At 43.0% G+C, this 14,296-nt stretch carries 15 protein-coding genes and 1 riboswitch; of the genes, 8 read left to right on the top strand and 7 right to left on the bottom strand.

Translation table 11 applies throughout. From position 1 onward, the window contains the following. The first annotated feature begins 92 nt into the window (after positions 1 to 92). The 3 genes from V1497_RS14510 (at position 93) to ytkD (ending at position 2,215) form a co-directional block, all read left to right on the top strand. Complete coding sequence (locus V1497_RS14510; protein WP_349408243.1) at positions 93 to 581, top strand: hypothetical protein; 489 nt, start codon at positions 93 to 95, stop codon at positions 579 to 581. Positions 582 to 897: 316 nt separating this feature from the next. Further along, complete coding sequence (locus tag V1497_RS14505) at positions 898 to 1,509, top strand: hypothetical protein (protein ID WP_349408242.1); 612 nt, start codon at positions 898 to 900, stop codon at positions 1,507 to 1,509. A 220-nt stretch (positions 1,510 to 1,729) separates the two neighbouring features. Further along, on the top strand, positions 1,730 to 2,215 hold the full coding sequence (gene ytkD / locus V1497_RS14500) for an RNA deprotection pyrophosphohydrolase (RefSeq protein WP_349408241.1): 486 nt from the start codon (positions 1,730 to 1,732) through the stop codon (positions 2,213 to 2,215). On the opposite strand, the gene V1497_RS14495 is transcribed toward ytkD, so the two are convergent. Genes V1497_RS14495 through V1497_RS14485 form a run of 3 tightly spaced genes read right to left on the bottom strand, consistent with a single transcriptional unit; the run spans position 2,212 to position 4,784 of the window. Continuing rightward, entirely contained in the window at positions 2,212 to 3,015 is an 804-nt protein-coding gene (locus V1497_RS14495) for an ABC transporter permease (protein ID WP_349408240.1), read from the bottom strand. The genes ytkD and V1497_RS14495 overlap by 4 nt on opposite strands. Further along, positions 2,993 to 3,766 carry an ABC transporter ATP-binding protein gene (locus V1497_RS14490; protein WP_349408239.1) on the bottom strand — a complete coding sequence of 258 codons (774 nt, stop codon included), beginning with the start codon at positions 3,764 to 3,766 and terminating at the stop codon, positions 2,993 to 2,995. The genes V1497_RS14495 and V1497_RS14490 overlap by 23 nt, the downstream gene beginning before the upstream one ends. A gap of 13 nt (positions 3,767 to 3,779) precedes the next feature. Next, positions 3,780 to 4,784, bottom strand: coding sequence for an ABC transporter substrate-binding protein (locus V1497_RS14485; RefSeq protein WP_349408238.1), 1,005 nt, complete (start codon positions 4,782 to 4,784; stop codon positions 3,780 to 3,782). An 86-nt stretch (positions 4,785 to 4,870) separates the two neighbouring features. Between V1497_RS14485 and V1497_RS14480 the strand changes: the two genes are divergently transcribed. Further along, positions 4,871 to 5,659, top strand: coding sequence for an alpha/beta hydrolase family protein (locus V1497_RS14480; protein ID WP_349408237.1), 789 nt, complete (start codon positions 4,871 to 4,873; stop codon positions 5,657 to 5,659). Positions 5,660 to 5,714: 55 nt separating this feature from the next. Here V1497_RS14480 and pckA read toward each other — a convergent pair whose 3' ends face one another. Further along, positions 5,715 to 7,298 carry a phosphoenolpyruvate carboxykinase (ATP) gene (gene pckA, locus V1497_RS14475; protein ID WP_349408236.1) on the bottom strand — a complete coding sequence of 528 codons (1,584 nt, stop codon included), beginning with the start codon at positions 7,296 to 7,298 and terminating at the stop codon, positions 5,715 to 5,717. 282 nt (positions 7,299 to 7,580) lie between these two features. Beyond that, a riboswitch (SAM riboswitch) is annotated at positions 7,581 to 7,670 on the top strand. Between the two features lie 312 nt (positions 7,671 to 7,982). Here pckA and metK point away from each other — a divergent pair. Next, positions 7,983 to 9,176, top strand: a complete 1,194-nt coding sequence (gene metK, locus V1497_RS14470; protein WP_349408235.1) for a methionine adenosyltransferase — start codon at positions 7,983 to 7,985, stop codon at positions 9,174 to 9,176. A gap of 310 nt (positions 9,177 to 9,486) precedes the next feature. On the opposite strand, the gene V1497_RS14465 is transcribed toward metK, so the two are convergent. Both V1497_RS14465 and V1497_RS14460 read right to left on the bottom strand, forming a co-directional pair. Beyond that, a complete protein-coding gene (locus V1497_RS14465; RefSeq protein WP_349408234.1) occupies positions 9,487 to 10,644 on the bottom strand; it encodes a glycosyltransferase family 1 protein in 1,158 nt (385 codons plus the stop codon). A 25-nt stretch (positions 10,645 to 10,669) separates the two neighbouring features. Beyond that, a complete protein-coding gene (locus V1497_RS14460) occupies positions 10,670 to 11,194 on the bottom strand; it encodes a phosphatase PAP2 family protein (RefSeq protein WP_349408233.1) in 525 nt (174 codons plus the stop codon). 178 nt (positions 11,195 to 11,372) lie between these two features. On the opposite strand from V1497_RS14460, the gene V1497_RS14455 reads away from it, so the two are divergent. Continuing rightward, positions 11,373 to 11,741: a VOC family protein gene (locus tag V1497_RS14455; RefSeq protein ID WP_349408232.1), complete on the top strand. Its 369-nt coding sequence runs from the start codon at positions 11,373 to 11,375 to the stop codon at positions 11,739 to 11,741. Here the strand turns inward: V1497_RS14455 and V1497_RS14450 are convergent. Continuing rightward, positions 11,731 to 12,243, bottom strand: coding sequence for a gamma carbonic anhydrase family protein (locus V1497_RS14450; protein ID WP_349408231.1), 513 nt, complete (start codon positions 12,241 to 12,243; stop codon positions 11,731 to 11,733). The two genes, V1497_RS14455 and V1497_RS14450, sit on opposite strands and share 11 nt — an antisense overlap. A 95-nt stretch (positions 12,244 to 12,338) precedes the next feature. Here V1497_RS14450 and V1497_RS14445 point away from each other — a divergent pair, with 95 nt between their 5' ends. Both V1497_RS14445 and V1497_RS14440 read left to right on the top strand, forming a co-directional pair. Then, positions 12,339 to 13,148, top strand: coding sequence for an alpha/beta hydrolase (locus tag V1497_RS14445; RefSeq protein WP_349408230.1), 810 nt, complete (start codon positions 12,339 to 12,341; stop codon positions 13,146 to 13,148). 4 nt (positions 13,149 to 13,152) lie between these two features. Continuing rightward, positions 13,153 to 14,220: a tetraprenyl-beta-curcumene synthase family protein gene (locus tag V1497_RS14440; protein ID WP_349408229.1), complete on the top strand. Its 1,068-nt coding sequence runs from the start codon at positions 13,153 to 13,155 to the stop codon at positions 14,218 to 14,220. The last annotated feature ends 76 nt before the right edge of the window (positions 14,221 to 14,296 follow it).

Here is a 14,296-nt window from a genome sequence, read left to right as displayed (position 1 = left end):
AAAAATGGGTGCAATAAACGAGACAAAAAGGAGAGCCTTCAGCAAAAAGTTCATATAATAGAGTAGGGAAGTACAAGCTGGAGGTTATTCATATGGAATGGACATATTTCGTCGTGTCCATGGTTGTCAGTGTGTTGACCACATTAGCAGCGGTTTATTTAAGGCAGAAATTGAAAGTCAGAATGGAATCAAGACAAAACCAGCAAACAGCGCGAGAACTTGCGAAGACCGTTTTGTTACAAGAACTGCAAGAAAACTTGAAGTTATATCTTCGTAAAGATACAGAAAATGGCGGCAGCCTGCAGGAGTTTCTGGAACTGGGTACAATTGAGATACAAGGACATGAAAAGCTAAGGAAAAACATCTACATGTTCCATCTGGATGAATGGGATAAGGTGAAGTTCGAGATCGCAAAACTTGATACACATCTAGCCGATCGATTGTTCAAAGTTTATCAACAAATTGAAATACTCGATGCGCATGTCAAGGTAGAATCCCCGATCTTCAGAGTCGATCGATTAGGCTTCGAGGATTTTACGGAGAACTGTGAGAATATCATCAAGGAACTAAAGAGTGGATAAGAAATCATTACCTTTAAAAGGTGATGGTTTTTTATTTTTCGTCAAATCTAAACATTATTCTTTGAAAATAAATAGAGTTCAACAAAACCGAACAGAAACGTGAAAACCATGGCGAACGATTTTCACGGGCCTTGTGGCATAAATAGGAAAAACACGGAAGGTTAATTGAATCCCGTATTGAATTGTTTAATAAGCTTTTTCTAGTTAGCATCCTTTACGCATGTTTGAGTGGTGGTTGAAAAAGGTATAGCATAAGTAAAACTAGTTCACAATAATAATAGTGAATCTCAACTTTTCAAAAAGGGGCGTTAGGAAAATGAGAAAGGGTATACTACCACTGGTTACAGGCTTCATTATCGCGTTTAGTATATTTTGGTTCAGTCACCCTGCAGGTACATCTACATATCAAGTCAATGATCTGCCAAAGAAGTCCTTTGCGAAAAGCCATATAAATGTTTCAGACATTCATTCAACTGCTGCTTCGCAAGTTTCAAGTGACACGAAAGTGAAAACGATTACGACAGAGGCTAAGACAGACCATGAAAACCCTACCAAAGGAGACTTTATAAAGCTTGCGGATTCATTCATGACCGAAATGATTCAGTCAACGAACGAAGATGGTAAAGTAACAAGCTTCGAAACGAAAGATCAATTAATTGAGCATATGAAAGATTATGCTTCTTCGGAAGTGACGGAATACTATGTGGATGGTTTGTATGAGGAAAAGTCAGAAGGCTTGTATATTATCCCTACCGAGCTACCGCCATGGATCGTCACTGGAGAACCTTCGGAGCTGAAGAAATTGGATGATGAACATTATCAGCTGAAACAAGTAAACGAAACAGATCTCTATGGTACCTATACCATTCAAATCGACTATTCAAAAAAAGATAGCAAGTGGATCATTACCTCCGTCAACGTTAAATAGTAATGACGATTGGCTCGTACAATGTCTGACTTTTTCTGCTTAACATTGTTGCTACTAAGCTTTAAATGTGGTACACAATGTTAAATGGGAAAAGTCTTTCCTTTTGTCGATTAATCGAGTTTTACGAATATATGCGTGGCACTGTAATTTCGAACAACTTCATGTAAAATATGAATAAGGAGAATTTGTATATTACGGCAGACAAATTGGAGTTTTGAATATGAATCAATATACTTTTGAAGATTATTATAAGAACACGGTCGAGTTATCGTTCACTGAACAACCCTATTCCCCGACACCAAAGCATGTTTGGATCATTTGCCGCTTTAAGGATCAGTGGCTGCTCACGGAACATCCGAGAAGAGGGATTGAATTCCCAGGGGGGAAAGTGGAAAAGGGCGAATCGGCTGAGGAAGCAGCCGTGAGGGAAGTGTATGAAGAAACGGGTGCAACGGTGAACGAACTTACTTATCTTGGGCAATACCGGGTCAAAGGCAAGGGTGGTACGATCATCAAAAACATCTATTTTGCTACGATTGAAAAGATGGATATAAAGGCCCATTACTTTGAAACGAACGGACCTTTATTGATGAAGGAATTACCCGAATCGTTAAAAGAGAACGGTAAATTCAGTTTTATGATGAAAGACCAAGTGCTTGAGCGAAGCTTGCAATTCATCCATGAAAATCAAATCTCGACCAATTAACGCCTAAGGAGCTTCGTCTCGAGAAAGCCTACACCGGAATACATGATTGTGGCCAAAACAGCGATGATGAACAAGCTTAGTAAGACGAGTGTAAAGTTGAACACCTGGAATCCATATATAATCATATAACCTAGACCTTTTTTGGAGACGAGGAATTCACCGACGATGACGCCGACCCAGGACAACCCGACATTCACCTTCAAGGTAGAGATGATGGTCGGAATGGCTGCAGGCAGAGTGACTTCTTTAAAGGTCTGTTTTTTGTTTCCCCCGAAAGTTTCAATAACTTTGATATAGTTCTGATCGGTCTCATGGAAAGCGGTGTAAACGACAAGTGTTGTAATGATGAAGGAGATCAACACACCCATGGCAATGATCGAAACGTATCCTGGACCGAGGGCGACAATCAGAATGGGGCCAAGCGCGACTTTCGGCATTGCGTTCAAAACGACCAAGTATGGGTCAGACACATTCGAAACAAACGGGAACCACCATAATAGTGCAGCACATGCGGTACCTAAAATGGTTGCAATGACGAAGCTGACGAGCGTTTCTCCTGTGGTCGCGACAATATGGACGAACAAGGTCCCATCCCCGATCTTATCGATGAACAAGTGAACGATTTTACTTGGTGAACTAAACAACAAGGGGTTGACCCATGCCATCGATGAAGCAATTTCCCATAAAGCGATGAATAAAAGGAATAAGGTAAATTGGGTGACGATGACCTGCCTTTTCCTGCGTTTCACTTGATTTTTGAATTGTTCATATGCAAGTTCAACTTTCGTTTTCAAGTTCATTCAACTCCTCCCAGATCAACTGGAAGATATCATGGAAGTCTGCATGAGCTCTTGCATCAAAGGGATCCAGCTTTTTAAGCTGATCAGGTATGGTGTGTATCGATTTAACTCTACCTGGATTTGCTGATAAAACGATGACCCGATCTGACATCGCAATGGCTTCACCAATGTCATGGGTCACGAGTAAAGCTGTTTTATCGTGATCCTTCAACGTCCTGAAGACAAGGTTTTCTAATTTCAGCTTCGTTTGATAGTCTAACGCTGAAAATGGTTCATCTAATAAAAGCAGGACAGGCTGGGTCGCTAATGTCCGGACGAGTGCAATCCTTTGACGCATTCCACCTGAAAGCTCATGAGGATATTTCGTACGGGTATGACTGAGATTCATTTGTTCCAATAGCTCCAATGCAAAGGTCCTGCTCGTATCATTCAACTTTCGCTGGATTTTCAAGCCTAGCAAGATGTTCTCTTCAATCGTTTTCCAGGGGAAGAGATAGTCCTGCTGGAACATATATCCGATTTGATTTTTGACATTCCGCACTTCTTTCCCTTTCATATTCACCGTGCCGAGTGTAGGCTTGAACAGACCTGCAATCAAGGACAATAAAGTCGTTTTTCCGCAGCCGCTTGGGCCGAGGAAGGAAACAAACTCTCCTTCCTCAATATCAATATTTATATCCTCTACGGCTGTTGTACTCGATTGGGTTGAAAAGTAGGCATGGGTCAATTGATGAACGGTTAAGAATGACAACCTCCATCACTCCTTACTTTGCAACTTTTTCAGCGATTTCGGTATTTACAAGTATCGCATGATCGATTTGTTTAGGAAGTTCACCCGCTTCTTCCATGATCGTCTGCAAGTTGTTCCATTCTTCTTCATCAAGGATCGGATTGGTGGCATAACTGTGTTGATTCTTATACCGTTCTGTCACAGTTTCAATTAAATCAAGCGGGGTATCATCAAAATAAGGCTTGATAACTTGAGCGATTTCCTTAGCGGAGTGAGTATCAACCCATTGCTGCGCTTTGTATAGAGCACGGGTGAATCGTTCGATGACATCGTTATTTTCATCCATGTAGCTCTGTTTGGCCATATAGGTGGTATACGGAATCTTACCGGATTCTTTACCGAACGATGCAACGATATGACCAATGCCTTCTTTTTCAAATATGCTGGCAGTCGGTTCAAACAATTGTACATAATCCCCTGTGCCGGATGCGAAGGAGTTCGCAATATTTGCGAATTCGATATTCTGGATAAGGTTCAAATCCTTATGAGGATCGATCCCGTGCTTTTTCAGGCCATATTCACCTGCCATTTGAGGCATGCCGCCCTTCCGTTGGCCAAGGAAGGTACTTCCCTTCAGCTGATCCCAAGAAAAAGTATCCGGCTTTTCACGCGCGACAAGGAATGTACCGTCTGTTTGAGTGAGCTGGGCAAAATTGATAACAGGGTCTGTCGTTCCTTGAGCATAGACATAAATGGTCGTCTCTGAACCGACAAGGGCGATATCCGCTCCATCCGATAACAGCGTGGTCATCGTCTTATCTCCGCCCCAGGTCGTGGTCAACTCCAGGTCGATCCCCTCTTCTTTAAAAAAGCCTTTCTCAATCGCCACATATTGTGGTGCATAAAAGATGGATCGAGTAACCTCTGCAACTCGCACTTTATCATTTGAGGAGCTGTTTGAGCAGCCTGCTGCCAGTAATGTGAATGCAAGTATGAAGGAAGCAGCTCCAGCGATATGACGTTTTATTTTCTTGAACATTCCTATCCCTCCACAAACTTAGATGGGATAGTGTATGATTGATGCTTATAATGTGTGTTCGCCTAGAAATACTGTGAGGTGTGTCTATGTTTGAGTCGAATCGGATCGAGGATGTGCAACGTTTTCCGTCACCACATCCTGGAATAAAATTATATGTAATCACGTATAAAAGCCAGGATTTTCTTGTGAAGGGTTTACTGGCTCAACCTGTTTCAGAAGAAGCTCTACCAGGACTTTTGTATCTCAGAGGAGGGATCAAGCAGGTTGGGAAGGTGAGGATAGCGCGGATCATCCAATTTGCCTCCCAGGGCTTTGTCGTCTTCGCCCCTCATTACAGGGGGAATGAGGGAGGGGAAGGGCAGGAGGATTTTTGCGGCGAGGATCGGCATGATGCTTTTTCGGCACTGCGTATTTTGGATGATCTTCCTTTCGTGGATTCATCCTCTTTACATGTATTCGGTTTTTCGAGGGGAGGCGCAATGGCGCTTTTCACCGCGGGATATTACCCTGACATTATCCGTTCAGTTGTCGTATGGGGCGGTGTTTCGGATATGAAGCTTACGTATGAGGAACGGAAAGGACTACGAAAAATGTTGAAGCGGGTTGTCGGAGGGTCCGTTTACAAGTATCCAGATCGATATGAATGGCGTACACCACTTAGCGAAGTGCCACGATTTGAAGCTCCGGTTCTGATCATTCATGGCATCTATGATGAAAATGTGTCCTTTGAACACGCGCGTTTGCTGGAAAGGAAGCTGTACGAGCATGATAAACGGTATGAAACCTGGTACATCGAAGACGACCATCATTTCACCCCTGAAAAGAAGCTTCAAGTAACCCGGGATCTGTGCAGCTGGATGAAAAAACAACGATAAATGGAGCATGACAAAAAGAAGCGACCCAAATTTGGGTCGCTTCTTGCATTTTCGATTATACGAGTGGTCCAGCCTTTTTGATTTCTTCGCTAACATTCGGGAACTTGTTGAAGTTTTCTTTGAACTTCAATGCGAGTTCTTTCGCTTTTTCGTCATAAGCATTCTGATCTGTCCATGTTTTTCTCGGTTGAAGGACTTCACCAGGGACACCCGGACAACGAGTCGGAATATGCAATCCGAAGAATGGATCCTTCACCGTTTCCGTAGAGCGTAGCTCCCCTTCAAGAGCAGCCTGGACCATTGCACGCGTGTAGGATAAATTCATACGTTTACCCACACCATACTCACCGCCAGACCAGCCAGTGTTCACGAGATAAACGTCGACATCATGCTGGGCGATCTTTTCACCAAGCATTTTTGCATAACGTTCAGCATGCAGCGGAAGGAATGGTGAACCGAAGCATGTTGAGAATGTTGCCTGCGGGCTTGTGACGCCTCGCTCCGTACCTGCAAGCTTACTTGTATATCCAGATAGGAAGTGGTACATTGCTTGTTCCTTCGTAAGTTTGCTGATTGGAGGAAGGACACCGAAAGCATCTGCAGTCAAGAAAATAATCGTGTTCGGGTTTCCTGCCACACTCGGCATGATTACATTTGGAATCGCATCAATCGGATAAGCGGCACGGGTATTCTCCGTCAAAGTCGTATTATCATAATCAACGACTCTCGTTTCTTCATCTGATACGACGTTCTCGAGAACAGTGCCGAATTTGATTGCATTCCAGATTTGTGGTTCTTTTTCTTTAGAGAGGTTGATGCACTTAGCATAGCAGCCGCCTTCAATGTTGAAGACACCGTTGTTTGCCCAACCGTGTTCGTCGTCACCGATCAGACGTCGGTTAGGATCAGCAGAAAGTGTCGTTTTACCTGTTCCGCTTAAACCGAAGAATAAAGCCACATCGCCTTCTTGCCCGACATTAGCTGAACAGTGCATGGATAGGATGTCTTTTTCAGGCAGGATGTAGTTCATGACTGAAAAGATTGACTTCTTGATTTCTCCAGCATATTCTGTACCACCGATCAAGACGACACGCTTTTCGAATGAGATGATGATGAAGGTTTCTGAGTTTGTTCCATCAACAGCCGGATCAGCCTGGAATCCTGGTGCAGAAATGACCTGGAATTCTGGTGTGAAGCCATTTAAATCGCTTTCATTTGGGCGTATGAAAAGCTGTCTGGCAAAAAGGTTGTGCCAAGCGTATTCGTTGATGACTTGTAAAGGAAGCTGGTATGCCTTATCTGCTCCCGCAAATCCTTCAAATACGAAAGTCTCATCCTTTTTTGTTAAGTATTCGATCACTTTTTTATATAAATTATTGAATTTCTCTTCTTCAATCGGTTGATTGACAGATCCCCAGTCAATCTTATCTTTTACTGAAGGTTCCATGACGATATATTTGTCTTTCGGGGAACGTCCTGTATATTTTCCTGTCTCAACTTGGAGAGCACCAGTTGAGGATAGGACACCTTCTCCACGAAAGATCGCTTTTTCGACCAATGTTGGTGTAGGTAAGTTCTTATGAGTTGTAGATTTACTTATAAGTTCATCAGTTAAAGATGTAAATTGTGCCGTATTCATGTAAACCCATCCTTTTCAAGATAATATTTAATAATTCCAAGACATCCATTATCGTCTGAATTAGTATAACATATTTATTTTAATAATGTATACTATTTTTCCTTATTTGTGACAAACGAAACATGAAGTCAAATGAAATAGGCGGCCATAGAGGATTTTCTTAAAAGTATTCGGAATTTTCATATTTAATAAGGAAAAAGAATAATCATCTGAAGGGTGTTTGTATGTTCAAATTCGTTGACATAGCAGGTGTACTGCGATATGATATTGCGAGAACGGCTACTCTTATTCCGAGTAGGTGGAGGGACAGGCCCAATGAAACCCAGCAACCGACACCAATAGGTGAAAAGGTGCTAACCTGAAAAATAAGAGGGTGAAAGGTTTACAACGAACCACCTTTCCTCTAAAAAGGGAAAGGTTTTTTTTTCGCAATCAACGAAAATTCGAATACTTTCATCAGTATTAGTGCAACGTAATCCCGGAATGGTAAGAACGAGGGGTGTTTAACCATCCTCGCCGATTGATGAACGTTCTGTCCAAAGTGGACTTTAAACAACTCAAGATATGAGTTCATCCTTCATCCGAATTATAAAATCTTGGGTTTTTATTGCACTTTTCCGTACGGAATGAGTACCGTATCAATTATCAGCGATATTTTTCGTGTATCGCCGAGGAGGTTCCGTAATGTCAAAAAGCAGACGTCTATTTACTTCTGAGTCCGTTACAGAAGGCCATCCGGATAAAATCTGTGACCAGATTTCGGATGCGATCTTGGACGAAATTCTATCAAGTGACCCGAATGCCCGGGTTGCGTGTGAAACATCTGTCAACACAGGTCTTGTCCTTGTTGCAGGTGAAATTACCACTTCTACTTACGTCGATATTCCGAAGATCGTTCGTGAAACGGTAAAAGGAATCGGATATACGCGGGCGAAGTACGGCTTCGACTATGAAACTTGTGCGGTCTTGACATCCATTGATGAACAGTCTGCTGATATCGCACAAGGTGTCAACCAAGCACTCGAAGCTCGTGAAGGAACAATCTCTGATGAAGAGATTGAAGCAATCGGTGCTGGTGACCAAGGGTTGATGTTCGGATTTGCTTGTAACGAAACATCTGAACTCATGCCGTTACCAATTTCTTTATCCCATAAGTTGAGTCGTCGTCTGACTGAGGTACGTAAGAACGAAGTCGTACCATACCTTCGTCCTGACGGAAAGACACAGGTCACTGTTGAATATGATGAAGATGATAAGCCTGTCCGTGTAGATACGGTTGTCATTTCAACTCAACACCATCCAGAAGTGACACTTGAGCAAATCAAACGTGATTTGAAAGAGCATGTTATCAATCCAGTCGTTCCGGCTGAATTGATTGATGAAGATACAAAATACTTCATCAACCCGACTGGCCGTTTCGTTATCGGTGGACCACAAGGGGATGCAGGACTGACTGGACGTAAGATCATCGTTGACACGTACGGCGGATATGCACGTCACGGCGGTGGAGCATTCTCAGGTAAGGATCCGACGAAAGTGGACCGTTCTGCTGCGTATGCTGCTCGTTATGTCGCGAAGAATATCGTAGCTGCTGGTCTTGCTGAGAAGTGTGAAGTTCAATTGGCTTATGCAATCGGTGTAGCTCAGCCTGTATCCATTTCAATCGATACATTCGAGACTGGTACTGTAGCGGAAGCAAGACTTGTTGAGCTTGTTCGAGAGAACTTTGATCTCCGCCCAGCAGGTATTATCAAGATGCTAGATCTACGTCGTCCAATCTACAAGCAGACAGCTGCTTATGGACATTTCGGACGTACAGATATCGACCTTCCATGGGAGCGTACGGACAAAGCAGAAATACTGAAGAACAACGCATAAATGAATGAAATGGCTGTCACCTGAAGGTGGCAGCCATTTTTTTTATTAATGGCTGTTCAAAATCAACAACATTCTTAATGCTAAGGCGAATAATTGTCAGTTTAAGACGTTTTTTTTATTGAATGGCCTTGTTTTTAGGAGAAAACGTGATAAAAACGAGCATTAATTGCCTTGATGAATGTTAGGAAGAGGGTGTACGCGTGATTATCTACAAAAATTTCAAATTTCCTACGAAAATTTGAAATTATCTACGAAAATAAAAAATTATCTACAAAAAACAGAAATTATCTACAAAAACGAATTCATCCACTTATGATGCCGAATGAATTCTCTTTTTGCGTTCAGCGATCTCCATATACTCCTTCGTCAACTTTGCAAAAATGGTATTCCATGATTGACTTAGAGCATATTCACGAGACATCTTCCCAAATCGTTTCAAGATTTTCGGATGCTTCAATAGAAATAAGATTCGATCAATGAAGGCTTGAGAGCGGCCGGGGGTCACGAGATATCCATTCGTGCCATCCTGGATGATGGTTCGCACGCCACCGGAATCTGCACCGATGACAGGGGTACCACAAGCCATGGATTCCAATACGACGTTCCCAAACGTTTCTGTAGGGGAAGGGAAGATGAATAGATCAGATGCACGATAAGCCTGTGAAAGTTCCTCCCCTCTCAAATATCCTGTAAATCGTACATTTGAATAGGAGTGTAACGTTTCCTTCATGACTTCTTCACTCGGTCCCTCGCCGACGATCATCCAACTCACCTGATCCTGCCATTCCTTAGGAAAGGTTCGAATGATGTTGATGAACGTTTCGATGTCTTTCTCAGGCGCTAATCTGCCTACGTAAGTTAGCAAGAGATGAGTCCCCGGAATGTTGTATTTCTTTTTGAATTCATCCGAACAACGACCAGGGTGATAGAGTGCTGTATCGACACCTCGCCCCCAAATCGAAAGCTTGTCGAACCCTTTTTTGGTCAGATGATCAAGTGTGTCATGAGAGGGGACATAAGTCTGATCGAAATTGGAATGGAACCAGTGCAAGTATTTCCATAACCAGTTCGTCGCCCATTGTAAGTGATAATACGAAAGGTAATGATCGAAATTGGTGTGATAGGAAGCAACCATAGGCACGCCATATTTTTTACCGTGATTCATTCCAAAAAGCCCAGTAGAAAACGGAGTAGCGACATGGATTAAATCAGGCTGAAACGCCAACAGTTCTTGGGTAACGCCGCGGTTGTAAGGAAGTGCGACACGGCATTCCTTGTATAAGAGGAAGCGCATGCTTGGCAACGAATGTGTCTGAGAGGCATAAAGGTCCTCAGTGGTACCGGATTTTGGAACGATCACTTTACAGTCAATCCCTTGTCGTTCCCAATAGCTGACCAATCGATGTAACGTGTTAGCAACGCCATTGACTTGCGGGTAATACGTATCAGAAAAGAGTGCGATTTTCATTGTATTTATCCCCCCTGAACATGATTCATAGAATGGAAGAGACGAGCAGCCCACTTCCAATACCTAAAAGCATGCCTGCAAACACATCAGATGGATAATGCAGACCGAGATAGATTCTGGAGATTGCGACAGACAGAGATAACGGGATGAAAAGGACAGCAAAAAGTGGATTCCATAGGACAAGAGGTGTAACGACCGAAAAGATTGCTGTCGTATGGCCAGAAGGAAATGAATGATCCTTCAACAGCTTTGAAATCGTGATCGTATTCGGAAGTACCTGATATGGTCGTTTACGTGGATAGAGCTTTTTACTCACCTGTACTGGGAGGTGGCTGATGGCAAGCGCAAGTAAGCATTGGAAGCCGATCATCCTTAATTCTCCATCGTTCAAGCTCATCAAAAGCAAGCACATCACGATCGATCCTGTTGCACCTCCGGCATGCGTCACTGTCATGAAGTATTTACCGAAGAAGGTATGCTGACACTTATTGTTCACCCAATGAAAAAGTGAGCATTCCCGTTCGTGAAGCCATCCGATTACTCTAGACAACCTGTTTCCCCCTTTGAATCGTGATTTAACAAAATCATAACGTTGAACTATTAGGGGAATGTCAAAACAATGTAAAATCTTTATGGAGATTGGTGGAGTATGGAAATTACACATTTGAAAATAGGGATGATAAAATGTTGAAAGCGGGCATATAGGTACAGAGAAGGAGGGATGCATTGTGTATGAGCAAATTCACCATGTATCATTAGAAGTGAGAAAGCTGAAGAGGGCAAGAGCTTTTTACGAAAAAGTCCTACAATTCGAGATCAGTCCTGAAAGGCCGGACTTCGAGTTTGATGGCATTTGGTATTCGCTAGGAGGAACACAGCTCCACTTGATTGTGAATAAATCTCTATCTGAAGAAGAGAAACCGACATTGAATAGTAGAAGCTCTCATTTTGCAGTCCGGGTCCGATCGATTGATGACCTGATTGAACGACTTGAACGAGCAGGTTGTACATATTTAGATAAACCAGCCAGTAAAACCGGCTGGCATCAAGTTTTTGTACAGGATCCAGATGGAAATATCATAGAATTCAACGCTTAAGCGATTTATAATATTGACCACGTTCTACATATTCAGTACGGATGCGCTCCATCTCTTGTAAATCCTGGTCATTCAATTCCCGCACTACTTTTGCAGGACGTCCGAAAGCAACAGTGTTAGGGGGGATTTTTTTACCAGGGGGTACAAGGCTTCCTGCGCCGATGAAGGCACCTTCTCCGATTTCGGCACCATCAAGGATGAGTGAGCCCATACCGATCAAAGCCTTTTTTTTGATGGTACAGCTATGTAATGTAACCTGGTGTCCGACCGTTACATCATCCTCAATGATCAGGGGTACATTCGGACTTTGGTGGAGCATCGATAGATCCTGGATATTGACGCGCTTGCCGATAAAAGTCGGGGCTACGTCGCCACGGATTACCGTATTGAACCAGACAGATGATTGGGCGTCAATTTTCACATCGCCAGATATCATTACGCCATCCGCAACGTACACGGAAGGGTCAATATCAGGCTCTGAACCTTTATAAGGGTAGATCAAAGGTATCAACCTCTTTCATTAGGGAATAGATATATCTTGTATGAAATCATTAGCAGTTTAGCAAATTATTTGAAAGATTGAAAGGGGGATCTGCGATGTGGATATGGGAAGCGAAAGAAGATGCAAAAGCAATCATCGTCATGGTCCATGGGGCAGGCGAACATCACGGAAGATATGAATGGCTTTGTTCCCAATGGGTATCCAAAGGATTTCATGTTGTTATGGGGGATTTGCCAGGTCAAGGATTAACGAGAAGGAATAGAGGCCATATTCATTCCTTTGACGAATATATAGAAACCATTGAATCTTGGGTGGATGCGGCAAAAGCTTTCGATCTGCCGATTTACTTGTTTGGCCATAGCATGGGTGGATTGGCGGTCATTCGGGCTGTTACTGAAAAGGATATGCCGCTTGCAGCTGTCCTATTATCCTCTCCTGCTTTAGGTATCGTTGAAAAACCACCTGTACTGCTGGATTCGGTATCTAGAGTAATTAACAAAATCTATCCGAGTCTCCGTTTACGTTCAAGTCGAGGTGGTCCGCCGAAAGGGACGAGATCAGAAGACGTATTGAAGCGCGATGCTGAAGATGCATTGCTGGTTAGGAAGGTGTCGATCCGCTGGTACCGTGAGCTGATGAATGCGATGAAACAAGCATTCCAATCCGTGCACCGTTTTCCTGACATTCCTCTATTAGTCGTGCAGGGTGGAAATGATCTGATTGTCGATAAACAGGAAGTGCGTGAATGGTTCAACAGCTTGGATATAATGGAGAAAGCTTATAAGGAATGGCCGGCATTATATCATGAAGTGCTCAATGATCCAGAAAGAGAGCTCGTTTTCGAATATATTCATCAGTATGTCGAATTGAATCTTGTGATCAGACAAAACAGTCATAAGGAGTGAGAATATGACCGTCCCATCTCAACCTTGGTCGTTAATGAAAAAAATTTATAAACAGGTTCTCCCATATGTCCATGAGGAATTGAATTTCTGGAAAAAGAGGGCTGAGCATATTCCGAATGATGAACTTAGGACACAAGCCTTAGAAAGTATAGGGTCGAAAACGTTCCATTGTGAGGGAGGCGGAATTTATTCGTTATTAGCAGCGGATGCAGAGTGGAGAGGTGAAGTCATCCGCTTCATCGTTGCTTATCAGACGATCAGCGATTATTTGGACAACCTATGTGATCGTAGTACATCATTGGACCCGGAGGATTTTGCGCTATTACACCGGTCGATGGAACATGCTCTGACACCTGGTGCTTCTCTTGAGAATTACTATGCTCTTCGAGAAGATCAGAATGATGGCGGATATCTCCATGACCTTGTCCAGGTGTGTCAGCAGGCTTTATCAAAGCTTCCGAGTTATGAGCAGATTGCAAATGCATTGATTGAGCTAGAGGAGCACTACAGTAACCTGCAAATACATAAACATGTCGTCCATGATGAACGTGTTCCCCGATTGCAGCAATGGCATAAGGATAATGAAGCACAGCTCCCTCCGATGAGCTGGTATGAATTTTCTGCGTGTGCGGGTTCAACGATCGGCATTTTCTGCCTCGTTTCCTATGCGACGAATGAGGACATTTCACCAGATTTAGTAAGGAATATAAAAGACGGGTACTTCCCATGGATTCAAGGCCTTCACATCATGATGGATTATCTGATCGATCAAGAAGAGGACAAGGCGGGAGGAGATCTCAACTTCTGTTTCTATTATGAAACGAAAGAAGAAATGATGAATCGCCTTCTTCACTTTTTTAATAAAGCGGATGAAGCAGCAAAAGCTTTGCCACATTCCAGATTTCATTCGTTGATAACGAGAGGGTTGCTCGGAATGTATTCAACGGATACAAAGGTGAAAAATCAACCAGTTGTACAAAGTGTATTCAAAAAGCTGATGCGTGCGGGTGGATTCCCAGCATACTACTTCTACTGGAACAGCTACGTTTATCGTAAAGTAAAAACATCTTGAGAGGATGGACGACCGTCCCCCGACGGAAAAAACCTTCCTCCAGGGGTTAAAAACAGCGCAAGAGAGAAGAAGAAAA

It is taken from the genome of Pseudalkalibacillus sp. SCS-8 (genome assembly GCF_040126055.1).
Lineage (GTDB): Bacteria > Bacillota > Bacilli > Bacillales > Fictibacillaceae > Pseudalkalibacillus > Pseudalkalibacillus nanhaiensis.
Note: the sequence above shows the minus strand (reverse complement) of the source record. Positions and strands in the feature narration are given on the sequence as shown.

Coding starts and splice junctions, on each gene's coding strand:
- V1497_RS14440 (WP_349408229.1), top strand. CDS start 13,153: ATGACCGTCCCATCTCAACCTTGGTCGTTAATGAAAAAAATTTATAAA.
- V1497_RS14465 (WP_349408234.1), bottom strand. CDS start 10,644: ATGAAAATCGCACTCTTTTCTGATACGTATTACCCGCAAGTCAATGGC.
- V1497_RS14505 (WP_349408242.1), top strand. CDS start 898: ATGAGAAAGGGTATACTACCACTGGTTACAGGCTTCATTATCGCGTTT.
- pckA (WP_349408236.1), bottom strand. CDS start 7,298: ATGAATACGGCACAATTTACATCTTTAACTGATGAACTTATAAGTAAA.
- V1497_RS14510 (WP_349408243.1), top strand. CDS start 93: ATGGAATGGACATATTTCGTCGTGTCCATGGTTGTCAGTGTGTTGACC.
- V1497_RS14445 (WP_349408230.1), top strand. CDS start 12,339: ATGTGGATATGGGAAGCGAAAGAAGATGCAAAAGCAATCATCGTCATG.
- V1497_RS14485 (WP_349408238.1), bottom strand. CDS start 4,784: ATGTTCAAGAAAATAAAACGTCATATCGCTGGAGCTGCTTCCTTCATA.
- metK (WP_349408235.1), top strand. CDS start 7,983: ATGTCAAAAAGCAGACGTCTATTTACTTCTGAGTCCGTTACAGAAGGC.
- V1497_RS14480 (WP_349408237.1), top strand. CDS start 4,871: ATGTTTGAGTCGAATCGGATCGAGGATGTGCAACGTTTTCCGTCACCA.
- ytkD (WP_349408241.1), top strand. CDS start 1,730: ATGAATCAATATACTTTTGAAGATTATTATAAGAACACGGTCGAGTTA.
- V1497_RS14495 (WP_349408240.1), bottom strand. CDS start 3,015: ATGAACTTGAAAACGAAAGTTGAACTTGCATATGAACAATTCAAAAAT.